Raw genomic sequence first — 25,915 nt, 5'->3', positions numbered from 1 at the left:
AGCAAACTTCAAATTCCTATGTCGATATGTTGAGGGCAGAAACAAGAATTATTAAAATCTATTTTTATAACTCGCTATACCTGTGCAAAATAAGTATAGAATTTATATATATTTTTTAGGCAATCACAAAAAATAAAAAGGGAAGTTTATATGTATATACCGTAGGTGATATAAATGAAAAAACAAACACATGTAAGTATTCTTATAAGCATTTTATTGTTTTCTATCGCAATTCATTACGTAGCCATGCTCTTTCTATATGAATACTCATTTCCCTTTCAAATATTAATCGGAATGAGTACCCTATTAATTGATATTATCGCTTGTAGTTATATATTTTATTTTACAAATACGAAACAAGGGTTACCCCGTTTATTTTGGATCATATTATCTGTTGGGGCTCTCTCTTATTTCATTGGTGATATAGTTGTTTCCTATCAACGTTTAATTTTAAAGGACTACTATACGTTTGTTGATCCGTCTGACTTTTTTTACCTACTTTTTTTAATTAGCTTTGCACTTGCCTTTCTATACGAGATCATTTATAACCGGGACTTATTAGAAAAGCTTTTTATGATATGTGATATTTGTATTATCGTTACAGCCCAATTTACTTTAAGTTACTACTTACTTATTGAGCAAACCATTCACGTTTTCACAACATCCTATATCGATATATTTGTTCAACTTACCTATCCAATGGCTGATTTACTCTTTCTTTTAATTGGAATCAACCTTTTATTCAGACCATTATCCTTATTACCAAAACAAGTTGGTGCACTTCTTGGTAGTGCTTTAATTTTGTATGCTACTACAGATGCTATTTATGCTTATATAAAATATTTCACACCAGCGTATTCTATGTTTACAGTTACTCCGTTCTATCAAGTGGTTTTAGTGCTAGCAGCAATCGCCTGTATTCTTCATACGAAAGAGCCTGAAAAACAAGAGCAGGTACTATTAACGCCTAAATTTGGTGAATCAATCCGATTATCATTACCTTATATTTCTGTAGTAATGCTTATTATTTTTATATTGGCCGAATATGTTTTTGCCCCCATTGTAGTAATCGGGCTTATAATAACTTTCACTTTCGTTCTCATACGCCATAGTTTAGTTCGAAAACAAAATAAAATATTATTACTAGCCCAAATGCAATTCAACTTGGAACTCGAGAAACAAATTGAACTACGTACAGAAGATTTAGTAGAACAAAAAAATGAGCTCTATCATAACCAACAAATGTTTAAATCTTTATACGAGCACCATCCAGATCCAATCTTCACATTAGATTTGTACGGCAATTTTCTTAAAGTTAATAACGCTGGTACTACTTTACTAGGGTATCAAACGAATGAATTATTAAATCAACCTTACTACTCACTCATATACGAAGAAGATTTAGAAGAAATTATTAACGCCTTTCATCGCGTAAAAAAGGGGAATTCTATCTCTTTAGAAATACGAGCGTATCACAAAAACAGAGATATTTACTACTTGCATGTTACAGCTGTTCCCATCTTTTTAAAGGATCATATTTCAGGGGTCTACTTAATGATTAAAGATATTACGGAAAGCAAACAACAACAAGAACAAATTAATTTCCTAGCATATCATGATACTTTAACTGAACTTGCAAATCGCCGTGCATTTCATCAATATTTAGAAAAGGCGATTGCACGAGCAAAAATATCGAAAAGCTCCTTTGCTGTTATGTTTCTCGATTTAGACCGCTTTAAGGTTATTAATGATACTCTCGGGCATCGGGTGGGAGACCTCCTATTAATTGCAGTAGCCAAAAGGCTTGAACGATTATCAACACAGCATATGAAACTTGCTCGACTAGCTGGGGATGAGTTCACAATCCTCATCGAAAATTATAAAAAAAGGACAGATGTAAAAAAAATAGCTGATATGATTGTAGTGGCCATGAACAAACCATTCGAAATCGAAAATCAGCATTTACGAATCTCACCGAGTATCGGGATTGCAATATACCCTGAAGCAGGCGAAGACCCACTTTCTATTTTACAACATGCCGATATGGCCATGTACGAAGCAAAAAATAAAGGAAAAAATCGTAGCTCTCTTTATACGAAAGAACTATATAAAAAAATAGAACGAAAAGCTCGAATCGAAAAGGATTTGCCACTCGCTTTAGTAAACAAGGAATTTTATCTCGTCTATCAACCACAAATTGATACGACAACAAATAAAATTATCGGTGCTGAAGCATTAATACGTTGGAAACATCCACTATTAGGTGACATTTCACCATGTGAGTTCATTCCAATTGTAGAAGAAACGCCACAAGTCGTTCCACTTGGACATTGGGTATTAAAAGAAGCCTGTCTCCAATTAAAAATATGGCATACCTTTGGCTATCAAAATTTAAAAATAAGCGTTAATTTATCAGCAAAAGAGTTCCAACAAAATCAATTAATCGAAAACATTTCACAAATATTAAACGACGTGCAGGTCGATCCAAAACATGTCACACTTGAGTTAACAGAACGAATTGCGATGATTAATGAAAAAGAAACACTATCGAGACTGAAACAATTAAAAGAATACGGCATTCGAACGGCAATTGATGACTTCGGTACTGGCTATTCTTCTCTCGCTTATTTATCAATTTTCCCTATCGATACATTAAAGGTACCAAGAGAATTTACACAACTAGCCGATCATCGCCCTGAAGAAAGAGCCATCTTTTCCACTATCCTTTCTCTTGCAAATACTTTAAATCTCTCTGTCATTGCTGAAGGAATTGAAACAGAACAACAACTTAAGTTTCTACAAAAAAACAACTGTAAATATATGCAAGGTTACTATTTCAGTAAACCTCTAACAAGTAAACAGTTTATAAAATTTCTACAAAAAACACCCAGTATGAACAATTAGTTCACACTGGGTGTTTTTATCCCGCTATTTGCGAGAGTGAAAGTTCGTTATCATTTTGGGATGAACAAAGCCCCCAATGATAACAGTTTCACTTTATATTGTTGGGGGTTTTTTCTCGTAATATTCTTCTGCAATCTCTTCGTAAAAAGCTGAAGCTGTCGTATAGAAATATGGAATTAACCAGAGGAATCCAATCCCTAATGTAATACAACTTAATATAAACCAACCAATAAAACTTAAACATAAAATGAAATACTCCATTTTATGCCCATCCATCATACGACGGCTTTCTGTAATGGCTTGATTCAATGAATACTCGGGATGATCGTTTATAATAAAATACGTCATCGCATAAGAAAATGATTTAATAATGCCTGGAATAATGAAAAGTAAAGTCCATAAAAGAAGATAAAGATTCACTAATAAATATACTAAAAATGATTTTAAAAATCTTTTCCCCTCTGTAAACCAAACAAATACATTGCCGATACTAGCTTGTTTTTCACGAATGATATTTAAAGCCAGATAATACCCCCCTAAAGTTAACGGTCCGGTAACAAAAAGTGTAAGAATATCTATCGAAAATGAACCAGTTGTATCTTGCCAACCGAAAGTTGAAGAAAATCCCCACTTAACACTAAAACTAAACATCGTGATAAGAATTGAAATTAATAATGTTGCCCCAACAGCTAAGCCCCATTTTCCTTCTAGAGAGTCTAACGCTTCTCCTTTTAAATCACTAATCATAATTAGCCTCCTATACGTAACAATTCTATTAGTATAGCATGTTCTTACCGCAATTCATCTTTTGAAATATAGCGATAAAAATGAGATGTCGTTGTACCCATATACGGACTAAGCCAAAGAAAACCTATTCCAAATGTCAAAATCGCTAAAATAACCCACCCTATAAAACTAAGCCATAAAAGAAACAAATCTAACTTATGTCCCTTCATAAGACTCTTACTTTCTTTCATTGCTTGTGACACACTATATTCTGGATTTCCAATCATTACATAGTACGTCATTGCATAAGAAAAATACATCACAATCATGCCAACGATTGAAATAGCTAATAGTACGAAGAAAGCAATTGCAAATGACGTATTCCCTTCTTCACCTAACAATGCAAATAAGCCTATTAACAACATCGGAATCCATGTACCTGTATATAACAAAATCGCAAGCATTGCCCACATTGTTTTCATCATTCTTTTAAAACCACGAAATCCTTCGAATAAGTAATCTACTTTAGCACCTTCTCGTTTACTAATCTGTAGACATACATTCGTATAACCGTATGATGTAATACCATACGATGCGTTACTCAAAATTATCATGATACAATAAAATACCCCAAATGTAATAGCTGCTCCAATTGATATTGTTTCCCCTTCAATTGAACCAGCGAAGCTAACAATTAAAAAAAATAGAATAAGTCCTGGAATTAAAAGTATAAGCATTGCAGCCATTGAAACAACATAACTTAAAATAAAATATAAAATCGTTGATCCAACACCTAGTCCCCAATTCCCCTTTAAAGAGTGCAACGCTTCTCGTTTCATTTCACCGATCATTGATTCATCCCCTTTATGAAATATAAATTGTTGTACATTCTCTACTTATACAACCATCAATGCAATTATACCATTTTTGTAAAATTATCCATAAAATACAATAAAAAAAATCCGTAAAGGTTTTACCTTTACGGATTTTTTTATTTCATATCGGAAACGTTTAAACGGTTCACAGCACGTTGTAATGCCATTTCTGCACGTTTAAAGTCAACATGTGCTTGTTTGTCTTGCATACGTTGCTCAGCGCGACGCTTCGCTTCATTTGCACGATGGATATCGATATGGTTTGCTTCTTCAGCAGATGATGATAATACAGTTACTTTATCTGGACGAACTTCGATAAAGCCACCGCTAACTGCTACATAATCAGTGTGTCCACCATTTTTCAGACGAACTGCACTAATTTTTAATGGTGCAACAGTTGGAATGTGACCTGGTAAGATCCCCATTTCCCCACTCTCTGCTTTTACACTTACCATCTCTACTTCTTTTTCGTAAACCGGTCCATCAGGAGTTACAATACTGACTGGAAATGTCTTCATACTTCGTCCCTCCTAAGGCCTTACGCCATCATTTTCTTCGCGTTTTCAATAACTTCTTCAATGCCACCAACAAGGCGGAATGCATCTTCTGGAAGGTCATCATATTTTCCTTCTAGAATTTCTTTGAAACCACTAACTGTATTTTTTACAGGTACATAAGAACCTTTTTGACCTGTAAACTGCTCAGCTACGTGGAAGTTTTGAGATAAGAAGAATTGAATACGACGAGCACGATGTACAACTAACTTATCTTCTTCAGATAACTCATCCATACCTAAGATAGCGATGATGTCTTGAAGCTCTTTATAACGTTGTAAAGTTTGCTGTACTTGACGAGCTACTTCATAATGCTCTTCTCCTACGATTTCTGGAGAAAGTGCACGAGATGTAGATGCTAATGGATCTACGGCTGGGTAAATACCCATTTGCGTTAAACGACGCTCTAAGTTTGTTGTTGCATCTAAGTGAGCGAACGTTGTAGCTGGTGCTGGGTCAGTATAGTCATCGGCTGGTACATATACCGCTTGGATAGACGTGATAGACCCTTTATTTGTAGATGTAATACGCTCTTGTAATTGACCCATTTCTGTTGCAAGTGTTGGTTGGTAACCTACCGCAGATGGCATACGACCAAGAAGGGCAGATACTTCAGAACCCGCTTGCGTGAAACGGAAGATGTTATCGATGAACAATAGTACGTCTTGTCCTTGCTCATCACGGAAATGCTCAGCCATTGTTAAACCTGTTAATGCAACACGTTGACGTGCTCCAGGTGGCTCGTTCATTTGTCCGAATACCATCGCAGTTTTCTTGATTACGCCAGAATCGCTCATTTCGTGGTATAAGTCATTACCCTCACGAGTACGCTCACCTACACCAGCGAATACAGAGATACCACCGTGCTCTTGTGCGATGTTGTTAATTAATTCCTGAATTAATACTGTTTTACCTACGCCGGCACCACCGAATAGACCGATCTTACCACCCTTAATGTAAGGAGCAAGTAAGTCTACTACTTTAATACCAGTTTCAAGAATTTCTACTTTAGTAGATAACTCTTCGAATGCAGGTGCTTGACGGTGAATTGGATCACGGTGTACATCCGCAGGAAGTTCACCATCTAAGTCAATTGCATCACCTAATACGTTAAATACACGACCAAGTGTTGCATCACCAACTGGTACAGAGATTGCTTTCCCAGTATCTTCTACTTCTGTGCCACGAACAAGTCCATCTGTGGAAGACATTGCAACTGTACGAACTGTGTCATCACCTAAATGAAGTGCAACTTCAAATGTTAAGTTAATGTTTGCTCCGTTTTCGTTGCTTTGTTTTACCGTAAGGGCGTTGTAGATTTCTGGTAGCTTTCCGCCATCAAACTTAACGTCTACAACCGGACCCATGATTTGCGTAACGCGCCCTTTATTCATCGGGTTCCCTCCTAGCTTTCTTTTAATTAGCCAGCTTTCTAAGAGAAGTCGGCTTTTAATTTTTTATTAGTTTATAGCTTATGCGACTCTTTTGACAGAGCCGCTTCCACTTTTTATTGAATCTAGTTCCAGCGGCTAGAACAGTCGGTCATTTCGCGCCTTCCTGCGAGGCAAACTACGCCTCTTCGTCAGGAGCTCCAATGCCCTCCTGTTCTGGACGAGCCGCTTCCACTTTTTAATACTATTCTAACGCTGCTGCTCCACCAACGATTTCCGTAATTTCTTGCGTAATCGCTGCTTGACGTGCACGGTTGAATGAAAGTGTAAGTGAATCGATAACTTCCATTGCGTTGTCTGTAGCACTCTTCATTGCTGTCATACGCGCCGCGTGCTCACTTGCTTTACCGTCTAGTAATGCACCGTACACTAAGCTTTCTGCGTATTGTGGCAATAATACTTTTAAAATTTCTTCTTCAGAAGGTTCGAATTCATAAGCTGTCGTCGGTTTGTCAGACGCCACATCAGTAAGCGGTAAAATTTTATTTTCCGTTACTTCTTGTGAAATTTTACTTACGTAATGGTTGTAGTAAATATACAGCTCATCATAAGCACCATCTGCGAACATCGCAATTGCTCGAGAAGCAAGATCTTTAATATCAGTAAATGATGGGTGGTCAGATAATCCAACTACTTCATCAATGATGTTAAATCCGCGACGTTTTAAATAATCACGTCCTAGTCGGCCAAGCACAATAATTGAATATTGGTTTGAATCCATATTATGACGTTCACGAATCACGTTACTAACTGTACGTAATACGTTACTGTTATAACCACCTGCTAGTCCGCGATCAGATGTAATAACGATGTATCCTGTACGCTTTACAGGACGCGCATTTAGCATTGGATGATTAATTCCTTTACTTCCTTGCGCAATGCTCGCTACTACTTCTTGAATCTTTTCCATATACGGAACGAAAGATTTAGCATTTTGCTCTGCACGGTTTAACTTAGATGCAGATACCATCTCCATCGCTTTCGTAATTTGACTCGTTTTCTTTGTCGAGGTAATCTTCGCTTTTATATCGCGTAAAGATGCCACAGGTTTTCACCACCTTTTTTCCGGAAGTTGGCACGATTAGTAAGAATCCTCTTCCTAATCTACGTTGCAAGACATTCTTGCTCATGATTGAAGGAAAAGAATAGGTGCACCTACTCTTTTCCTCTACATAACCGTCAGCAATCTCAGAACCTGAGATGCCTTTTATATATACTATCTAGCTCCAGCGGCTTGAATGCTCGGTGGCTTCACTTCACATTCAAATCGAGCCGCTTCCGCTTTTATTAATTACTCAGAAGCTACGAATACTTTTTTAAATCCGTTAATTGCCGCTGCAAATTTGTCGTCATCCGCAAGTTTCTTAGTTGTGCGGATTTCGCTTAATAAGTCAGCTGCATTTGAATCTAGCCAAGCATGGAATTCTTCTTCGAAACGAGTGATATCGACTACTGGGATATCATCTAGGAATCCACGTGTTAAAGCGTAAAGAATGATAACTTGTTTCTCTACACGTAACGGTTTGTGTAATCCTTGTTTTAATACCTCAACTGTACGAGCACCACGGTTTAGTTTCGCTTGTGTTGCTTTATCAAGGTCAGAACCGAACTGAGCGAACGCTTCTAACTCACGGTAAGATGCAAGGTCAAGACGAAGTGTACCTGATACTTTACTCATTGCTTTAATCTGAGCAGATCCACCTACACGTGATACAGAAGTACCCGCATCGATCGCTGGACGTACGCCAGAGAAGAATAGGTCAGATTGTAAGAAGATTTGTCCATCCGTAATCGAGATTACGTTTGTTGGGATGTAAGCTGATACGTCCCCTGCTTGTGTTTCGATGAAAGGTAGTGCAGTTAAAGAACCGCCGCCTCTTGCATCACTTAATTTTGCTGCACGCTCTAATAAGCGAGAATGTAAGTAGAATACATCCCCTGGATATGCTTCACGACCTGGAGGACGACGTAATAGTAATGAAAGCTCACGGTAAGCCGCTGCTTGTTTTGATAAGTCATCATATACTACTAATACGTGTTTACCATTGTACATGAACTCTTCACCCATTGTTACACCAGCGTAAGGAGCTAAGTATAATAATGGAGCTGGTTGAGAAGCTGATGCAGTTACAACGATTGTGTAATCTAATGCACCGTGCTTACGTAGTGTTTCTACTACGTTACGTACAGTTGATTCTTTTTGTCCAATAGCTACATAGATACAAATCATATCTTCATCTTTTTGATTAATGATTGTATCAAGTGCAACTGCTGTTTTACCTGTTTGACGGTCACCGATGATTAACTCACGTTGACCACGGCCAATTGGTACAAGAGCATCGATCGCTTTAATACCTGTTTGAAGTGGCTCATGAACAGATTTACGATCCATTACACCTGGTGCTGGACTTTCGATTGGACGAGTGTTTGTTGTATTGATTGGGCCTAAACCATCAACTGGTTGACCTAATGGGTTTACAACACGACCGATTAGTTCTTTCCCTACTGGTACTTGCATGATGCGACCAGTACGACGAACTTCGTCACCTTCACGGATTTCTGTGTAAGGTCCTAAAATAATGATACCTACATTGTTTTCTTCTAAGTTTTGTGCTAGCCCCATAACGCCGTTAGAGAACTCTACAAGTTCACCAGCCATAACGTTATCAAGACCATGAGCACGCGCGATACCGTCACCAACTTGGATAACTGTACCAACATCACTAACTTCGATTTCAGACTGATAGTTCTCGATTTGTTGCTTTATCAGTGCGCTAATTTCTTCAGCTCTGATGCTCATGTGCTTCACCCCTATCTATTCTTCATTAATTCACGTTGAATACGTGCTAATTTTCCTTGTAAACTTCCATCATAAATGCGATTTCCAATACGTACTTTAATGCCGCCTAGTAAATCTTCATCTACAACATTTTTCACGCGAATTGCATCTTTTCCCGTTCTCTTTGCAAATGCTTCTGCAACGTTAAGCTTCTCTTCTTCAGATAGAAGACGAGTAGAATACACAGTTGCATCCGCTACGTTACGTTCTTCATTAGCAAGAACAACATATTCATCTGCAATTTCAGGTAAGATTTCAATGCGCTTGTTATCAATTAAAATATATAACGTATTTAAAATAGATTCAGAAACAGATCCGAATACGTTTGCAAGAAACGTTTTCTTCTGCTCTTTTGAAATGTTCGGTTGCGTTAAAAAGCTATGTAGTTCTCCGTTCTTTACATAAACGTTTTGTACAAGGCGTAATTCCTCTTCAAACATTTCTAATACGTGTTTTTCTTTTGCAATTTTAAAAAGAGCGACAGCATAACGTTTTGCTACAATCCCATTGCTCATCGCGCTTCTCCTACTTCTTTAATATAATCGCGAATTAACTTCACTTGATCTTCTTCTTTTAACTCTTTTTCAATTACTTTAGAAGCAATTTGAACAGATAAAGAAGCGACTTGTTCTTGTAAAGCAGCAATCGCTTGCTCTTTTTCGCGTTGAATTTCTTGTACAGCAGATGCTTTAATTGATTCTGCTTCTTCTTTCGCAGCAGCAACAATCACATCTTTTTGATCTACAGCTTGTTTTTTCGCTCTTTCGATTAACTCTTGTGCTTCAACACGCGATTGTTTTAACATTTCACGTTGTTCTTCTACTAATTTCTTCGCTTCAGCGTTACTTCTTTCTGCAGCGTCGATTTCACTAGTAACATGCTCTTCACGTTCTTTCATAATTCCCATTAAAGGACCCCACGCAAATTTGCGTAGCATTACTAATAGAAGTAAGAAAATGAACAATGTATAAGCAATCGTTCCAAATGGAATGGCAGCCCCTAATAATAAAGTTGGCACAAGGATTCACTCCCTTCAAAATATCTAAATTGATCATATGAAAAAAAAAGACATACGTTTCGTTCATAAAGCAATGGCGAAGAAAGTTCAAAAAACACTCTTCGCCATCTATGTAAGGGGAGTCTCCCTTATTTGTTCATTACGATGAAAGCAATAACTACACCGATGATTGGAAGTGCCTCAACTAAAGCAACCCCGATGAACATAATTGTTTGAAGTGCGCCTTTTAATTCTGGTTGACGAGCAACACCTTCGATTGTACGTGATACGATAAGACCGTTACCAATACCTGCACCTAATGCTGATAAACCAATTGCAATTGCAGCTGCGATTACACCTAAACTCATTTAATTTGTCCTCCTTTGTATTATAAAAAAATAAATTTTTTCTTACTTAAATTATATTAATGGTCATGGCTTACTTTATGAGCCATATAAACCATCGTTAACATAACGAAAATAAATGATTGGATTGATCCAACGAATACACTGAATCCCATCCATGCTAACATCGGTACAAGTGCACCTAATGCTCCAAGAACTGATGCTCCGCCTAACTTAGCAAGTAATCCTAACAGGATTTCACCTGCATAAATGTTACCGAACAAACGAAGACCTAACGTTAATGTGTTAGCAAACTCCTCAATAACCTTTAATGGGAATAAGAATTTCATAGGTTGGAAATAACCTTTAACGTATTCTTTCGTACCCTTCATCTTAATTCCATAATAATGGGTGAGGGTAACTACCATCACGGCTAATGTTAATGTAACTGCTGGATCAGACGTTGGTGATCTCCACCATGCAATATGTTCGCCAGCCTCAACTGTTGAATACATGAATGGTAAACCAAGGAAGTTCGATACGATGATAAACATGATAAGCGTAACGCCAAGCGTTAAGAAACGTCCACCTGTTTTCCAGTCCATCGTACTATTGATAATCCCTTTCACGAAGTCAAACACCCATTCCATGAAATTTTGCATTCCTGTTGGGCGAAGAGCTAAGCTGCGAGTTCCTATAACTGCGATTAAGAAAACAATAACTGCTGCTACAGTAACCATCATAACTGATGACAAATCGAACGTTAAACCTAGAAATTCAACTAATTTACCGTGTTCCACTAGTAATTCACCTCTCTTCCCTGCTCTTATACTCTAAATAAAGAAAATCTATGATCATGACAAGATATCCTGTCAGCAATCCTACACCTAAGCCCCACATCGCAATTAACTCTTGATATTTGGCTGCAAATAAAATTAATAACCCAATTGTCGCGAATCTCGAATATGTACTTACCGCTGTTGCCTTAAACTTCACGTTTTCTCCATTCGTTACGCGATCTAACAGCTTGTCTGTTCTACGTGCAATGATGCGCAAACTAAGAAAACTGAAAATCGTTCCGATAATCAGCCCAAGAAATACATCCTTGTAAGAGGTGAATCCCCATCCTAGCACTAGAAGCGCAAGCAAGTAGTACATATATTTCTTTTGTCTTTGGACAAGTCCATGTACGTCTATCATCATTGCTCTCCCGAATAGTAATGTCGAATGAGTCGAATCATTGCGTATACCCCTGTTCCTAATCCTAGTAATAAACCTATAATAAGAAACAATGGAAACGTTCCAACCTTATTATCAATCCACTGCCCACCAAAGATTCCAATAAGAATAGAACCGACTAATTGAGCAAGAATTCCTGACATTAAAGCATAAGCTTTTATATGGCTGCGGTCGTTTTTTTGCAAGGATTCATCCCTCCAATATGTAACCCTCATTCACGATGTGTTAATAATAACTCATTTTTCTGCATAAATCCTATACAAAATAAAAAGTTTACATTTTCGTCACGGAATAGATGTATTTTTGTCACTGAAAGCCCTACCATCTATCCCCGTTGTTAGCATACAATAGGGTATTAACAGTGTCAACGAGAAATCGTAAAAAATCAAAAAATTTGAGTATTAGGCATTTCCTCCCAAAAATGAAAACGTTCCCCTTCTAAATACTGGTTAGAGATATGCAATTTCTAACAGTTTTCTCTTTATAATAGAAGGAAATGTTCACAAGTTTGTCACTATTATATTTTTAAGATATAACGCTTTCCTTCCATAATATAGTGCTCCTTAGACGTAAGACTTCTATATTATATGTGTTGTGTATGCAACTTATGTTGTATACACGTTGCATATTTATCCCCCTCCCCTGCCGGCATACCCGGGACAAAAAAAGACGAGTAGGGAATCCCCTCTCGTCAGTTGTCTTACTTCGTTCCGAATAAACGGTCACCAGCATCACCAAGACCTGGCACTACATAACCGTGGTCATTTAACTTTTCATCTAATGCTGCTACATAAATATCAACATCAGGATGCTCTTCTTGTACTACTTTTACTCCTTCTGGAGCAGCTACGATACACATTAATTTAATTTGTTTCGCACCGCGTTTTTTCAGAGAGTTAATTGCTTCAGCTGCAGAACCACCTGTTGCTAGCATCGGATCTAGTACGATAAAGTCACGTTCTTCTACATCCGTTGGAAGTTTCACATAGTATTCTACCGGTTGCAATGTCTCAGGGTCACGGTATAAACCAACGTGTCCTACTTTTGCTGCTGGAATTAATTTCAGAATTCCATCAACCATTCCTAAACCTGCACGTAAAATCGGAATTAAACCAAGTTTTTTACCAGCGATCACTTTTGTTGTCGCTTTACTTACAGGCGTTTCAATTTCAATGTCTTTAAGTGGAAGGTCGCGAGTAATTTCGAAAGCCATTAAGCTTGCTACTTCGTCCACTAATTCACGAAAATCTTTCGTACCTGTATTCTTATCGCGAATATATGTAATCTTATGTTGAATTAACGGGTGATCAAATACATACAGTTTTCCCATGTGAATCTCTCCTTTAGATGATATTCATGCGTTTGCACGCTTTTTTACACTATTTACGATTGTAAAGAAAACGCTACTAATATTCAAGGGCAAATTTGGCAAAATCATGATTTTACGATGAATCTATCTAGTATCTTTACCAATAATGGGAGCTGTATCCTTCATTATATCGCCAAAATTTATTCATCATTTGTATACATACTTTAAAAACAATATATGTCCTCAAAAAAAACTGCTAAAACAAGTACGTTTCAGCAGTCTTTTTCAATCTATTATAGATCTGTATACATTGGGAATTTGCTCGTTAACGCTTCTACACGCTTACGTGCTTCTTCTAATGCAGCTTCATTTTCATGATTTTTTAATGTATAAGCAATAAGTGCAGCAATTTCATCCATGTCTTCTAAACCGAAACCACGAGATGTTACAGCTGCCGTACCGATACGTACGCCACTTGTTACAAATGGGCTTGCTGTTTCAAATGGGATTGTATTTTTGTTCACTGTAATACCAACTTCATCTAATACGTGCTCCGCTACTTTACCTGTGATTTCTAAGTTACGAACATCAATCAAGATTAAGTGATTGTCTGTTCCACCAGAAACAAGTGTAAGTCCTTCTTTTTGAAGGCCTTCAGCTAAGCGGTTCGCATTATTAATGATATTTTGTGCATATGTTTTAAAGTCATCTTGAAGCACCTCACCAAATGCAACAGCTTTTGCAGCGATTACATGCATAAGTGGGCCACCTTGAATACCAGGGAAGATTGATTTATCAATTTGTTTTGCAAATTGCTCTTCACATAAAATCATACCACCTCGTGGACCACGTAATGTTTTATGTGTTGTTGTTGTAACGAAATGTGCATGTGGTACTGGGTTTGGATGTAAACCAGCAGCTACTAAACCAGCGATATGTGCCATATCAACCATTAAGTATGCGCCCACTTCATCTGCAATCTCACGGAATCGTTTGAAATCGATAACACGAGGGTATGCACTTGCACCTGCTACGATTAATTTTGGTTTATGTTCTTTCGCTTTTGCTAATACATCATCGTAATTAATACGGTGAGAGTCAGCATCCACGCCATATTCTACGAAATTATATTGTACTCCACTGAAGTTAACAGGGCTTCCGTGTGTTAAGTGACCACCATGAGATAAATTCATACCAAGTACTGTATCGCCTTGCTCTAGAATTGTGAAATATACTGCCATGTTCGCTTGTGCACCAGAATGTGGTTGAACATTTACGTGCTCTGCACCGAAAATTTCTTTTACGCGATCACGTGCGATATCTTCTACTACGTCTACGTGTTCACAACCACCGTAGTAACGTTTTCCAGGATATCCTTCAGCATACTTATTCGTTAAAACAGAACCTTGCGCCTCCATTACTGCTTCACTTACGAAGTTCTCCGAAGCGATTAACTCAATCTTTGAACGCTGTCTTCCTAGTTCTGCCTCAATTGCAGCAAATACCTTTTCATCTTGACGTTTTAAATGATCCACCAAAATCCCCCTTTTCTGAACGAATTACATCAATTCCCAACAGTTTTTTCTTATTTATTCAGAAAAAACGAAAATTCAGGTTGTAATTCTTTCGAACCTTCATGTTTTCAACTACATTCTAACATGACTTTCTATATCATAAAAGAAAAAAAAGACCGAAAATCGGTCTTTTCTTTCTTCTATTATAAAGTCAGACAACATACCTTTTATCCTATGATGAAAAGCTGCTATATGACTTCCTCATTTTTCGCATTTAACGGCAAGTAATCGTTTCTTCCTCCGCTGCATAAACAGCACGTGCTCCACCTATTAGTTTTCCACGTGTTTTCGCCATCGTTACATGTGCATTTCCAATTTCCTTCACACTTGTACGAACTGGAACAGCTACATGCTTTAAATGCATACCAATAAATGTATCACCAATATCCATTCCAGCATCCGCTTTAATAAATTCAACTACTACCGGATCTTTCAAATTGTGATACGCATATGTCCCCAATGCACCACCTGCTGATCTAACAGGCGTAACTGTTACAATTTCAAATTGATATTTTATCGCTACTTCTCTCTCAACTACTAAAGCACGGTTTAAATGCTCGCAACATTGGAACGCTAACGCAATACCTGTTTGCTCTTGAAATTGTTTTAACTCAGAAAAAATCGCCTCTGCTACTTCCATCGTTCCTGATGTTCCAATTCTTTCTCCTAGCACTTCACTCGTGCTACATCCCACTACAAAAATTTGACCACTTTGCAATGAAGCTTGTTCTTGGAAATCAGAAAGCGATATTTGTAGCTGTTCTCTTACCTTTACGATTTCTGTCATTACGCCTCTTCCTTTCACAGGTTGGTTCACCAAATTATATTTCACACTACTGATAGTTAGAATCTATTACTTTATTTCGTATGTTTTAATTTTTCCTACGCGGTTTTCGTGACGGCCACCTTCATAGTCAGTTGTTAACCAAATTTTTGCGATATCACGCGCTAGACCAGCACCAATTACACGCTCGCCCATTGCTAGCATGTTAGTGTCATTATGCTCTCTCGTTGCTTTCGCACTGAAAGTATCATGAACTAACGCACAACGAATACCGTTTACTTTGTTTGCCGCGATTGACATACCGATGCCTGTCCCACAAACTAAAATACCACGATCCACTTCACCATTTGCTACCATTTCCGCTGCTGGAAATGCAAAATCAGGGTAATCAACTGAACCAGCTTCACATTCACAACCTAAATCAATATATTCAATGTTTAATTCTTCTAATAAACTTACAAGTTCTTTACGGATATTCATACCGCCGTGATCAGATGCTATTACTACTTTCATTTTTACCCCTCCAAAGTTTCAATTAATTATCTTCATTTCACATTCGCTACCTCAATAGGACGAAGTGATCTCCAATATCGTATTATACACGAAACATCAACCCTCTGAATGTTTTTTCAGTAAAGTTTGTACAAGTTTTTCCATCTCATCTAACGTTTCTTTATAAATAGAAAGCGATCCTCCAAAAGGATCTGAAATGTCTTTACCTATACCTTCAGTTAGTCCATATAATGTATTCAACTTCTTTTCAACACTCGGATAGTGACCAAGTACAATTTGCTTATGATTTTCCGTCATCGTTACGACAATATCAGCCCAATCAAGCAAAGCTTCATTTACCTGCTGCGCGCCATGATCTATTGAAATTCCTTTTTCAGCTAAAGCTTCCTTCGCATATATCGATGCATCGCTTCCAGGATAGGCGAAAACACCAGCAGATTGCACTTCAAACTTATCTCCTCCATGATGACGAAGTAACGCCTCAGCCATCGGACTACGACATGTATTGCCAGTGCAAACAAATAACACTCGTTTCATCCAAACCCACCCCTTATATTGTATCTTTTCCCTTTAATAATAGCTTACATTAGGATGGAACAAAAGAAATGTGAATATACAAAAGGCGCATTTTTCTAAGAAAAATGCGCCTATCCACATATATGTGAAACCCTATTTCCAAGTGCCTAGAGTATTTTAACATACCTACTAAACATACAACAAAAAATAAGGAATCCATTTCATATGAAACGGATTCCTTTTATACAACGATTATTTCATTGTAACTTTCATTACTTCTGTTGAACCTTTTGTAGCTGTTACACCTACAGTTGTCTTAATAGACTCAGCTGCATCTGTGTTTGTAATAACGATTGGAGTAATCGTGCTTTTCGCTTTTTCACGGATTAATTCTAAGTCGAATGAGATTAATTTATCTCCAGCTTTTACAGCTTGTCCTTCAGAAACGTGAGCTTCGAAACCTTCACCTTCCATTTTTACAGTTTCTAATCCAACGTGGATTAAAATTTCTGTACCGTTTTTCGCTTTAATTCCGATAGCATGTTTCGTGTGGAATAATTGTACGATTTCACCATCAACTGGAGATACAACTACACCTTCAGTAGGATCGATTGCAACACCGTCACCCATCATACGACCAGCGAATACTGGATCTGGTACTTCTTCAATATTTTTCACTGCTCCAGTTAATGGAGCTACAATTGTTTCTTCATTTGTTTTTGAACCAAGACCGAATAATTTTTTAAACATAGGATAGTCCTCCTTATAATTTACCTAAAAGTTTATAGGGCAATCCCTAGTAAAGCTCGGGATACATGTAAGACTTCATACTTCGAATATTATACTGTAAAAACGCTTTCGAAATAAATTACGTCATTACTAATAGACTCTTATTGTAGCGCTTCACAAAATTCCAGTCAATTCTGATTGTCTGAATAACAATAAGAAGTTAACTTCTACTTATATTTTCTCTTTTTTCGCCCAACTTGTCTAGAGGTCTTTACTACATTTTATTTTTTGTCGTTAATTTGTAAAATTTAATTCAAACTTTTTTCGAAATTCACTTGACTAAAGTAAGTAACTATTTTATTATTACTTACATAAGGTAAGTTAATAAACTTTCAGGAGGTTTTCAAAAATGATGGATTTCGGTCTTCTTATTATTCGTCTTATTATAGGAATTACATTCATGGGTCATGGTGCTCAAAAATTATTCGGTTGGTTCGGTGGTTATGGCTTAAAAGGAACAGGCGGTTGGATGGAATCAATCGGTTTACGCCCTGGTGTATTTATGGCATTTATGGCTGGTGCAACTGAATTACTAGGTGGTTTCTTATTCGCATCAGGTATTTTCACTGTAATTGGTTCATTATTTATCGTTGGAACAATGTTAATGGCAATCTTCACTGTTCACGGAAAAAATGGTTACTGGGTAACACAAGACGGATTTGAATATAATTTAATGTTAATCGCTGTCGCTGTTGGTGTCGCTTTAATCGGGCCTGGCGCATACGTTTTACTTTAATATTTATCTCAATTTCAAGATGTTTACTTAAAAAGAGATTACTTCAGTATAATTGAGGTAATCTCTTTTTTACATCATTAAAAAAATATTATTTCCAGCAGGAGTTTCCCACTAACATCTTGTAAACAAACAATAAGTCGTCATATTCAGAAGGGAGATTTTAAACATGTTATCAATTAATCCAAATGAACAAACGGAAAAAGAGAATTACAAATTATTAACGGGCAGCATTATTCCACGTCCCGTCGCATTCGTTACTTCTATAACAAAAGACGGTGTATTAAATGGAGCGCCTTATAGTTATTTCAATATTGTTGCTGCTAATCCACCACTTATTTCAGTTTCTGTACAACGAAAAGCAGGAACACCGAAAGATACTTCCCGAAACGCAATGGAACAAGGAGAGTTTGTTGTACATATTTCTGACGAATCTTACATAGAAGCGATTAATGAAACAGCAGCTAACCTTCCGCCAAACGAGAGTGAAATCGAACTAGCAAAACTAACACCAATTAAAAGTGACGTCATCTCTGTTCCAGGTGTGAAAGAAGCGAACATTCGAATGGAATGCGTACTAGAACGCGCAATCCCTCTTGGCGGAACGGAAGACTCACCAGCTTGCGATCTACTAATCGGACGCATCGTTCGTTTCCACGTCGCAGAACACCTATACGAAAAAGGCCGCATTCACGCAGAAGGACTAAAACCAGTAAGCCGTCTAGCAGGACACAACTATGCAAAATTAGGAGAACAATTTGAATTGGTTAGGCCAATTTAAAAGTGGAAGCGGCTCGCTCAGAATGGGAGGGGGATGGAGCTTCTGACGTAGAGGCGCTTTTTGCCTCGCAGGAAGACGCGAAGCCACCGACCATTCTAGCCGCTGGAACTGGATATGTTTAAAAGTGGAAGTGGCCCGTTTAGCTCTGACCAGCTAAGGTTCTCTCGCACAAAAGGTGCTTTTTACCTTTAGTGCGGGAGGTTCTTAGATGCGAAGAGCTGGCCACTGGAACTGGATATATCTAAAAGCGGAAGCGGCTCGCTCAGAATGGGAGGGGGATGGAGCTTCTGACGTAGAGGCGCTTTTTGCCTCGTAGGAAGACGCGAAGCCACCGACCATTCTAGCCGCTGGAGCTGGATATATCTAAAAGCGAAGGTAACTTAATTACCTCCATCACTCAAACATAAAATCCCCTGCTAAATAGCAGGGGATTTTATCATTGTAATTCTTCCTTCTTTTCCTCTAAAGCAGGCAATTTCTCTTTTTTCGGTTTCCCAAGCTTAATTACTAAGAAATATAGGGAAAGCAATGTAATAAGAAAAACAATTAAAAAAGGGTATGGAGAATAAAAAGTACGCGCTGCCTCAGTCTTTCCGGCAACAAACTTCAATGACTCAATATCTAAAAACTCAGCAAACATTTGTACACCAAGCATACTAAACCAAAAAACAAAAAAACTAATAATAATACCAAAAACTTGCTTCAATCTCGTCATTCATCTCATCCTTTCTATATCTGTAATTTTTAGTGCAATAAATATAGTACAAACAAAATATGCACAGAAAGGAACCATCTCACCATTCACGAATTAACTTAATCCAACCTAACATCGAAATTTGCAAAATAATACCCCAAATTATAAGTCTTCTTAGCCATCGAGGAAAGAAGGTTAAAAACTTAACATACCATTCCAATAGCGTGTTCATAATTCCCTCCTACATAAAATTATATAGGAAAAAGGATATATAATCCAAATCCAACCAGAATGATACCACCTACTATCTCACCATATGTACCGAGTATACCTTTCGCATGTCTACCAATTAATAAACCAAACCACGCTAATAACATGCTAATAAATCCAAAAAGTAATATTGTAATAATCGTCTGTGCTCCGTAAATACCAAGACTAAGGCCTACCGAAAAGCTATCTATACTGACGCCAAATGCAAATACAAATAAACTAATTCCAATAGGAGCTGTTCTAGTCTCTTCGTTTTCTAAAATAGACGAATATACGATATAAAACCCTAGACCAATTAATAAAATAGCACCTGCAAAATGTGCAATGTCCCCATACTTCTCTGATAAAAAACGACCTAATACCATTCCTATAAATGGCATGATTATATGAAAAATCCCTATCGTCATACCGATATACAGGATTTGTCTTAACTTTAAGGTCATCATCCCCATACCAAGACTCACCGAGAACGCATCCATCCCTAAGGCGAATGCCATAATTATTAAAGGTATTAGCTGTTCAAACGTCATTCATGTCCCTCCTCGGACGTGCTACTTCAAAATATGCTTATCCGAGGAGAAATATTCTGTTTGCTAATCGTACCTTATCATTCAGTAATAATATGATGTCCTGCTGCTTTTGTTAAGCGATTCATAATTGCATTCCCTATTCCGTCATTCGGGAACGACTCACTAAAAATAACATCCACTTCACTTGCATCGAACGTTCTAAGTACATCATATAATTTGGTCGCAACGCTAGCTAAATCACTTCGCATACCACAAGATAATACGACATCTGCACTATATACATGCTGATATTCTTCTGTCGTTAATACACCTACTTTAAATCCTTCTTCCTTCTTCTTATCCACAAGACGCTGAATAAACTCACGTGATCCTTCAACAATACTAAGTGGCGCTTTCGGTGCATAATGTGTATATTTCATTCCAGGTGATTTCGGTTTTTCCTTCTCATCCTTTAAAGCTGGATCTAAAGAAACAGTACCTATTACTGCTTCCAATTGTTCTTTCGTAATCCCGCCTGGACGTAAAATTGTTGGAATCTCACTTGTACAATCGATTACAGTTGATTCAACACCTACTCCCGTTGCCCCACCATCAACAATACCTGCAATCTTTCCATTTAAATCTTCATATACGTGAGAAGCTAACGTTGGGCTTGGACGCCCTGAACGATTCGCACTCGGTGCTGCAACCGGTACATTCGCCTCCTCAATAAGAGCGAGCGCTACTGGATGATCCGGCATTCTTACTCCAACCGTATTAAGACCTGCCGTCACTTTCTCAGAAATACCTTCTTTTCTTGGCAAAATAATCGTTAATGGTCCTGGCCAAAAGTGTTCCATTAACTTCTCCGCAACCGGCGGAATTTCATTTACAATCCCATCTAACTGAGATTTTGTACCTATGTGAACAATAAGTGGATTATCACTTGGTCTCCCTTTTGCTTCAAAAATTTTCGCAATTGCTTCATCATTCATCGCGTTTGCACCTAGCCCATATACCGTTTCCGTAGGGAAGGCAACCGCTTCGTTTTCTCTTAATAGTCTTGCTGCTTCTTGTAACTGTGGATAATATTTTTTTCTTTCCACAACATTATCCACAACCCACATATTTGTGTGCATTTTTTTCCACGTCCTTTTCTACCCTGAAATACTTGTCTATTTTTAGTTTACTATGAGGTTTATCCAAAAGACAAACAAGGTTTATCCACAAAATGTGGATAAACCTAATTAATCCGTGGATAACTTTGTGAATAGCTGACAATTTAGTATTATTGCATTCGGCTCTTTTATATTTTTACAAAAGTGTTCTAGCTGTCGAATTCCCTCTGGCACTTTCTCTCTCTCTATAGTGACAAAGTCAAAAAACTGAAAGATTGTTATAGATTGTGGATGATTTGTTAGTAAGTACAATTGTCGAATATTTTTTTCTTTCATATACTGCAAAAACATTTCGAAAAAATATAAGAAAGTCTGTTTATCCACATGAGGTGTGAATAAACAAGAACGAATAAGTGCATTTTCTTCACTTTGTTCATATCCAATTACAGCTCGTATTTCTTCCGCCTCTTCCAAAATCATAAATTGTGCGTATAACTCATTTATTTTATCATCTTTTTTATTAGCTTGTCCGAAAAAAGAATGTAATCTTTCTACATCCTCTTTCGTAGCAAAATACACTTTCTTCATAATAAATCCCTCCTCATCTTTATATATGAGAAGGGACTTGTTAATAGTACTATTTAGAAAATAAAGATGTAAAAGCTTCTACAATAAATAATTTAACTTCTGGCTTTTTTTCTTCCTCTTCTACTTGTACATACTCATTTTGTTTTTCTTGCTTTTTCTCCACAGGATTCTCCACTTTTTCCACTGTTTTTGTTTCTTCTTTACTTACAGGCTGTTCTTCTACTTTTATTTCACTTTTTACTACTTTATTTTCAGAAGCTGTTACCTTTTTTGCTACTTCCTGTTTTACAACTTTCTTTTCCTTCACCTTATCCTCTTCTATCTTTGGTGAATCGACTATATCCCCTTCAGCTTGTTCCACTTGATCTTCTTCAGGAGATTCAGCCTTCACAACATGCTCTTCTTTTCTTACAGCTGTACCACTTGAAAAATCTAAGAAACACATTGGAGGAAATAACACACACCACCAATTCGCCCCTTCACCTTTTCCAATTGTAATGAGTACCGCTTCATATTCTCCTGCTGGATAAATAAAATTCCCATATACCTTTGTAGGAAACTTTACATTCTTACCAAATTTCACTTGGAATGACTCTGTACTGCCTTCCTTTTTTAGCGTGTTTTTCACTGTTTTTTCGATTTCTGGAATATGACTTTGAATTACCTTTCGCGCCTCTTCAAATGACCTTAAATCTGCTACCCATCCATCAATTTGCGTTTTTACTTCATCGCGTACTTTACGCTTTAACGCCTGATCTTTATCTGAATCACTATTTGCTAAAATTCGTAATCGAACGGCCTCTTTCGGAATAACAGAAGGCCCTTTCGCATCAGCTTTCATATATCCAAACTGCACAAGTAACTGTGCACCAATTAATAATAGAAGAAGATAAGCAATAACTTGTTTTTTCATTTCCTCCACCGTCCCCTCTACAAACAGTGTGGACAGACTTTCATCTTTCTAAACTATTAAATTCAAAATCTATATGAATTTTCCCCACAAAAAAAATAGAGTAAGGTGTGAACCTTACTCCATCTCTGCAAATACCATACGATCTTTTCCGTTAATATCAAAAACAACTTCAACATGAGCATACGGAAAGGCTTGTTGTAACAATTCCTTTACATCCTCACCTTGCCCTACTCCAATTTCAAATGCCACAATTGCTTTCTTCTGCAACACGTTCGGCAATTCTTCCATAAAACGGCGATAGAAATCTAATCCATCTTCACCGCCAACAAGTGCTCTCTTTGGTTCATGCTCTTTCACAACAGGAGAAAGACCACGCCAATCCTCTTCTGGTATATATGGAGGGTTTGAAACGACAACATCTAACTTTTGATCTATTTTATAAAATGGTGACAATAAATCACCGTGATAGAACGTTACTTCTGCACCCAAAGATTTTGCATTTTCTTTTGCAACTTCAATCGATTCTCGTGCAATATCTACCGTATACACATGAAGATTTTTATTTTCTAAAGCGAGCGTAATAGAAATTGCTCCACTACCTGTACCAATATCCGCTACATGAAGTTTCTCATTACCAAAATGACGCTCAATTCTCTCTAGCACTCCTACTATAAGCTCTTCCGTTTCAGGCCTTGGTATTAATACCTCTTCATTCACAAAAAACGAGCGTCCATAAAACATTTCATAACCGAGCATATATTGAATTGGAATACCTTCCACGTGCTTGTGGATAAATTCTGCAAAACTTTTCTCTTGTTCCGCGGTTATCTCTTCACGCATATTCATGAGCATTCCTGTTCTGTTCGTCTTTAATACATGACAAAGGACAAGTTCTCCCGCATTTTCATCTCGTCCATTTTCCTGTAAAAAAGAAGAAGCCCATTTCAGGGCTTCATAGACACGCATTACTCAGCTGCCTCCATCTTTTGCGCCTGATCTTCCATCACTAAGGCATTGATGAAATCATCTAACTTACCTTGTAGGATTTGATCTAGCTTTTGAATCGTTAAGCCGATTCGATGGTCAGTAACACGGTTTTGCGGGAAGTTATACGTACGAATACGCTCTGAACGGTCTCCCGTACCAACAGCTTGTTTACGGTTTTGATCGTACTCAGCTTGCGCTTCTTGTCTGAATTTATCATAAACACGTGCACGTAATACTTTCATTGCTTTTTCTTTATTCTTAATCTGTGATTTCTCATCCTGACAAGATACAACTACACCAGTCGGTAAATGCGTTAAACGTACCGCTGACATCGTTGTATTAACGCTCTGTCCACCAGGACCACTAGAAGCAAATGTATCAACACGAACATCTTTTTCATGAATAGTAATTTCTACTTCTTCTGCCTCTGGTAATACAGCTACAGTTGCTGTAGATGTATGAATACGTCCACCAGATTCCGTTTCAGGAACACGTTGTACACGGTGAGCACCATTCTCAAATTTCAGCTTCGCGAAAGCACCTTTACCGTTAATCATAAAGATAATCTCTTTATATCCACCTAACTCTGTATAGCTCGCTTCGATAATTTCAGTTTTCCAACCTTGCACCTCAGCATAACGGCTATACATACGATATAAATCACCAGCAAATAAAGCTGCCTCATCACCACCAGCAGCACCACGAACCTCCACGATAACGTTTTTATCATCATTAGGGTCTTTTGGAACAAGTAAAATTTTCAGACGTTCTGATAATGTTTTCTCTTGTCCTTCTAATTCAGAGACTTCTTCCTTAACCATTTCACGCATATCAGCGTCTAACTTATCTTCTAACATTGCTTTTGCATCTCGTAATTGCTCACGAACATCTTTATACTCACGGTACACCTCTACCGTTTCTTGCATATCAGATTGTTCTTTTGAATACTCACGAAGCTTATTTGTATCGCTAATAACCTCTGGGTCACTTAACAATTCATTTAACTTCTCATAACGATCTTCTACAGCTTGCAAACGATCTAACACATCATTCACCTCTACATCCTAGTATCTAATACAAATAGTATATGGTACTTACTCAAAAAAACGCAAATTATATTTAAAAGCGCAAGCGGCTTGCTCAGAATCGCAGGACATTGGAACTCTCGACCTTGAAGCGCTTTTTGCTTCGAGCGAGAGAGTGAAATGTCCGGAGATTCTAGCCGCTGGAGCTAGATAATATATTTAAAAGCGCAAGCGGCTTGCACCACTCATTCTCTCTATTTTGAAAAAAACCCGCCCTACAAAGCGAGTTTTACTTATTTTTGTTTGCAGGAACTGCATGACAATGACGACAACGTGGTTCGTACGATTCTGAAGCTCCAACTAAAATAATCGGATCATTAAATGCCGCCGGCTCTCCATCAATTAATCGTTGTGTACGACTTGCCGGAGATCCACATGCAGAACATACTGCTTGCAGTTTTGTTACGTGTTCAGCAATCGCCATCAGCTGAGGAACTTGTCCAAATGGTAGACCACGGAAATCTTGGTCTAAACCAGCTACAATGACACGATAGCCACGATTTGCCAATACTTGCACCACTTCCACAATGTCCCCATCAAAAAATTGCACCTCATCGATTGCAATAACATCCAACTCTTCTGTAATATGTTCAAATATATCCTTTGAAGCTGAAACAGGAACTGCTTTTACCTTTAATCCGTTATGTGATACAACATCTTCTTCACTATAACGATTATCAATACATGGTTTAAATACAATTGCATGTTGTTTCGCAAATTGCGTGCGGCGCACACGGCGGATTAGCTCTTCTGATTTACCAGAAAACATACTACCACAAATCACTTCAATCCAGCCATTTTGATTTATTAAGTACATGAAGCT

At 37.6% G+C, this 25,915-nt stretch carries 31 protein-coding genes; 3 read left to right on the top strand and 28 right to left on the bottom strand.

The window, feature by feature from the left end:
- Window positions 1-174 precede the first annotated feature (174 nt).
- Window positions 175-2,904 (top strand): EAL domain-containing protein, encoded by a 2,730-nt coding sequence (locus tag ACS2MN_RS22495; RefSeq protein WP_098805810.1) that lies wholly within the window; start codon window positions 175-177, stop codon window positions 2,902-2,904.
- Between the two features lie 93 nt (window positions 2,905-2,997).
- Here ACS2MN_RS22495 and ACS2MN_RS22490 read toward each other — a convergent pair whose 3' ends face one another.
- The 19 genes from ACS2MN_RS22490 to ACS2MN_RS22400 all read right to left on the bottom strand — a co-directional run bounded on the left by ACS2MN_RS22490 (window position 2,998) and on the right by ACS2MN_RS22400 (window position 17,375).
- Window positions 2,998-3,651, bottom strand: a complete 654-nt coding sequence (locus ACS2MN_RS22490; RefSeq protein ID WP_438894773.1) for a DUF975 family protein — start codon at window positions 3,649-3,651, stop codon at window positions 2,998-3,000.
- Window positions 3,652-3,695: 44 nt separating this feature from the next.
- Entirely contained in the window at window positions 3,696-4,481 is a 786-nt protein-coding gene (locus tag ACS2MN_RS22485; protein WP_000578813.1) for a DUF975 family protein, read from the bottom strand.
- 140 nt (window positions 4,482-4,621) lie between these two features.
- Window positions 4,622-5,023, bottom strand: a complete 402-nt coding sequence (gene atpC, locus ACS2MN_RS22480; protein WP_000847214.1) for a F0F1 ATP synthase subunit epsilon — start codon at window positions 5,021-5,023, stop codon at window positions 4,622-4,624.
- Window positions 5,024-5,043: 20 nt separating this feature from the next.
- Entirely contained in the window at window positions 5,044-6,453 is a 1,410-nt protein-coding gene (gene atpD / locus ACS2MN_RS22475) for a F0F1 ATP synthase subunit beta (protein ID WP_001032588.1), read from the bottom strand.
- Window positions 6,454-6,694: 241 nt separating this feature from the next.
- A complete protein-coding gene (atpG, locus tag ACS2MN_RS22470; RefSeq protein ID WP_000157703.1) occupies window positions 6,695-7,555 on the bottom strand; it encodes a F0F1 ATP synthase subunit gamma in 861 nt (286 codons plus the stop codon).
- 246 nt (window positions 7,556-7,801) lie between these two features.
- Window positions 7,802-9,310, bottom strand: a complete 1,509-nt coding sequence (gene atpA / locus ACS2MN_RS22465) for a F0F1 ATP synthase subunit alpha (RefSeq protein ID WP_000027515.1) — start codon at window positions 9,308-9,310, stop codon at window positions 7,802-7,804.
- Between the two features lie 11 nt (window positions 9,311-9,321).
- Window positions 9,322-9,864 (bottom strand): F0F1 ATP synthase subunit delta, encoded by a 543-nt coding sequence (atpH, locus tag ACS2MN_RS22460; RefSeq protein ID WP_000064687.1) that lies wholly within the window; start codon window positions 9,862-9,864, stop codon window positions 9,322-9,324.
- Window positions 9,861-10,367: a F0F1 ATP synthase subunit B gene (gene atpF, locus ACS2MN_RS22455; protein ID WP_001142619.1), complete on the bottom strand. Its 507-nt coding sequence runs from the start codon at window positions 10,365-10,367 to the stop codon at window positions 9,861-9,863. The genes atpH and atpF overlap by 4 nt, the downstream gene beginning before the upstream one ends.
- Window positions 10,368-10,495: 128 nt before the next feature.
- A complete protein-coding gene (gene atpE / locus ACS2MN_RS22450; RefSeq protein WP_000052064.1) occupies window positions 10,496-10,714 on the bottom strand; it encodes a F0F1 ATP synthase subunit C in 219 nt (72 codons plus the stop codon).
- A 56-nt stretch (window positions 10,715-10,770) separates the two neighbouring features.
- Window positions 10,771-11,490 carry a F0F1 ATP synthase subunit A gene (atpB, locus tag ACS2MN_RS22445; protein WP_000399876.1) on the bottom strand — a complete coding sequence of 240 codons (720 nt, stop codon included), beginning with the start codon at window positions 11,488-11,490 and terminating at the stop codon, window positions 10,771-10,773.
- A gap of 7 nt (window positions 11,491-11,497) precedes the next feature.
- Window positions 11,498-11,890: an ATP synthase subunit I gene (locus ACS2MN_RS22440; protein WP_000567600.1), complete on the bottom strand. Its 393-nt coding sequence runs from the start codon at window positions 11,888-11,890 to the stop codon at window positions 11,498-11,500.
- Window positions 11,890-12,114, bottom strand: coding sequence for an AtpZ/AtpI family protein (locus tag ACS2MN_RS22435; RefSeq protein ID WP_001171219.1), 225 nt, complete (start codon window positions 12,112-12,114; stop codon window positions 11,890-11,892). The genes ACS2MN_RS22440 and ACS2MN_RS22435 overlap by 1 nt, the downstream gene beginning before the upstream one ends.
- Window positions 12,115-12,140: 26 nt before the next feature.
- Window positions 12,141-12,254, bottom strand: a complete 114-nt coding sequence (locus ACS2MN_RS22430) for a DUF4024 domain-containing protein (RefSeq protein ID WP_000232961.1) — start codon at window positions 12,252-12,254, stop codon at window positions 12,141-12,143.
- 375 nt (window positions 12,255-12,629) lie between these two features.
- Complete coding sequence (upp, locus tag ACS2MN_RS22425; protein WP_000517536.1) at window positions 12,630-13,259, bottom strand: uracil phosphoribosyltransferase; 630 nt, start codon at window positions 13,257-13,259, stop codon at window positions 12,630-12,632.
- A 272-nt stretch (window positions 13,260-13,531) separates the two neighbouring features.
- Window positions 13,532-14,773: a serine hydroxymethyltransferase gene (gene glyA, locus ACS2MN_RS22420; RefSeq protein ID WP_000349812.1), complete on the bottom strand. Its 1,242-nt coding sequence runs from the start codon at window positions 14,771-14,773 to the stop codon at window positions 13,532-13,534.
- A 253-nt stretch (window positions 14,774-15,026) separates the two neighbouring features.
- Window positions 15,027-15,599, bottom strand: a complete 573-nt coding sequence (locus ACS2MN_RS22415; RefSeq protein ID WP_000136360.1) for a TIGR01440 family protein — start codon at window positions 15,597-15,599, stop codon at window positions 15,027-15,029.
- 66 nt (window positions 15,600-15,665) lie between these two features.
- A complete protein-coding gene (rpiB, locus tag ACS2MN_RS22410; RefSeq protein ID WP_098805808.1) occupies window positions 15,666-16,109 on the bottom strand; it encodes a ribose 5-phosphate isomerase B in 444 nt (147 codons plus the stop codon).
- Between the two features lie 96 nt (window positions 16,110-16,205).
- Window positions 16,206-16,646, bottom strand: coding sequence for a low molecular weight protein arginine phosphatase (locus ACS2MN_RS22405; RefSeq protein WP_198130075.1), 441 nt, complete (start codon window positions 16,644-16,646; stop codon window positions 16,206-16,208).
- Between the two features lie 231 nt (window positions 16,647-16,877).
- Window positions 16,878-17,375 carry a PTS sugar transporter subunit IIA gene (locus tag ACS2MN_RS22400; protein ID WP_000473666.1) on the bottom strand — a complete coding sequence of 166 codons (498 nt, stop codon included), beginning with the start codon at window positions 17,373-17,375 and terminating at the stop codon, window positions 16,878-16,880.
- A gap of 388 nt (window positions 17,376-17,763) precedes the next feature.
- Between ACS2MN_RS22400 and ACS2MN_RS22395 the strand changes: the two genes are divergently transcribed.
- Both ACS2MN_RS22395 and ACS2MN_RS22390 read left to right on the top strand, forming a co-directional pair.
- The gene (locus ACS2MN_RS22395; protein ID WP_000968621.1) at window positions 17,764-18,150 is read left to right on the top strand and encodes a DoxX family protein; all 387 of its coding nucleotides are present in this window, start codon (window positions 17,764-17,766) and stop codon (window positions 18,148-18,150) included.
- A gap of 166 nt (window positions 18,151-18,316) precedes the next feature.
- On the top strand, window positions 18,317-18,928 hold the full coding sequence (locus ACS2MN_RS22390; protein WP_000949059.1) for a flavin reductase family protein: 612 nt from the start codon (window positions 18,317-18,319) through the stop codon (window positions 18,926-18,928).
- A gap of 436 nt (window positions 18,929-19,364) precedes the next feature.
- On the opposite strand, the gene ACS2MN_RS22385 is transcribed toward ACS2MN_RS22390, so the two are convergent.
- The 9 genes from ACS2MN_RS22385 to ACS2MN_RS22345 all read right to left on the bottom strand — a co-directional run bounded on the left by ACS2MN_RS22385 (window position 19,365) and on the right by ACS2MN_RS22345 (window position 25,909).
- Window positions 19,365-19,643, bottom strand: a complete 279-nt coding sequence (locus ACS2MN_RS22385; protein WP_000197482.1) for a DUF3935 domain-containing protein — start codon at window positions 19,641-19,643, stop codon at window positions 19,365-19,367.
- Between the two features lie 79 nt (window positions 19,644-19,722).
- Window positions 19,723-19,854, bottom strand: coding sequence for a hypothetical protein (locus ACS2MN_RS22380; RefSeq protein ID WP_001094286.1), 132 nt, complete (start codon window positions 19,852-19,854; stop codon window positions 19,723-19,725).
- 19 nt (window positions 19,855-19,873) lie between these two features.
- The gene (locus ACS2MN_RS22375; RefSeq protein WP_000142481.1) at window positions 19,874-20,422 is read right to left on the bottom strand and encodes a manganese efflux pump MntP; all 549 of its coding nucleotides are present in this window, start codon (window positions 20,420-20,422) and stop codon (window positions 19,874-19,876) included.
- Window positions 20,423-20,499: 77 nt separating this feature from the next.
- Window positions 20,500-21,540, bottom strand: a complete 1,041-nt coding sequence (locus tag ACS2MN_RS22370) for an L-threonylcarbamoyladenylate synthase (RefSeq protein ID WP_016107303.1) — start codon at window positions 21,538-21,540, stop codon at window positions 20,500-20,502.
- Between the two features lie 108 nt (window positions 21,541-21,648).
- On the bottom strand, window positions 21,649-22,107 hold the full coding sequence (locus tag ACS2MN_RS22365) for a mechanosensitive ion channel protein (RefSeq protein WP_000758449.1): 459 nt from the start codon (window positions 22,105-22,107) through the stop codon (window positions 21,649-21,651).
- A 49-nt stretch (window positions 22,108-22,156) separates the two neighbouring features.
- Window positions 22,157-23,020 carry a stage II sporulation protein R gene (spoIIR, locus tag ACS2MN_RS22360; RefSeq protein ID WP_088055773.1) on the bottom strand — a complete coding sequence of 288 codons (864 nt, stop codon included), beginning with the start codon at window positions 23,018-23,020 and terminating at the stop codon, window positions 22,157-22,159.
- A 114-nt stretch (window positions 23,021-23,134) separates the two neighbouring features.
- Complete coding sequence (gene prmC, locus ACS2MN_RS22355; protein ID WP_088055774.1) at window positions 23,135-23,986, bottom strand: peptide chain release factor N(5)-glutamine methyltransferase; 852 nt, start codon at window positions 23,984-23,986, stop codon at window positions 23,135-23,137.
- Window positions 23,986-25,053, bottom strand: a complete 1,068-nt coding sequence (gene prfA, locus ACS2MN_RS22350) for a peptide chain release factor 1 (protein ID WP_000887062.1) — start codon at window positions 25,051-25,053, stop codon at window positions 23,986-23,988. Before prfA ends, prmC begins: the two co-directional genes overlap by 1 nt.
- Before the next feature lie 268 nt (window positions 25,054-25,321).
- Window positions 25,322-25,909: a thymidine kinase gene (locus ACS2MN_RS22345; RefSeq protein ID WP_000280853.1), complete on the bottom strand. Its 588-nt coding sequence runs from the start codon at window positions 25,907-25,909 to the stop codon at window positions 25,322-25,324.
- Window positions 25,910-25,915 lie beyond the last annotated feature (6 nt).

It is taken from the genome of Bacillus cereus group sp. BceL062 (genome assembly GCF_051780025.1).
GTDB classification, from domain to species: domain Bacteria; phylum Bacillota; class Bacilli; order Bacillales; family Bacillaceae_G; genus Bacillus_A; species Bacillus_A toyonensis.
Note: the sequence above shows the minus strand (reverse complement) of the source record. Positions and strands in the feature narration are given on the sequence as shown.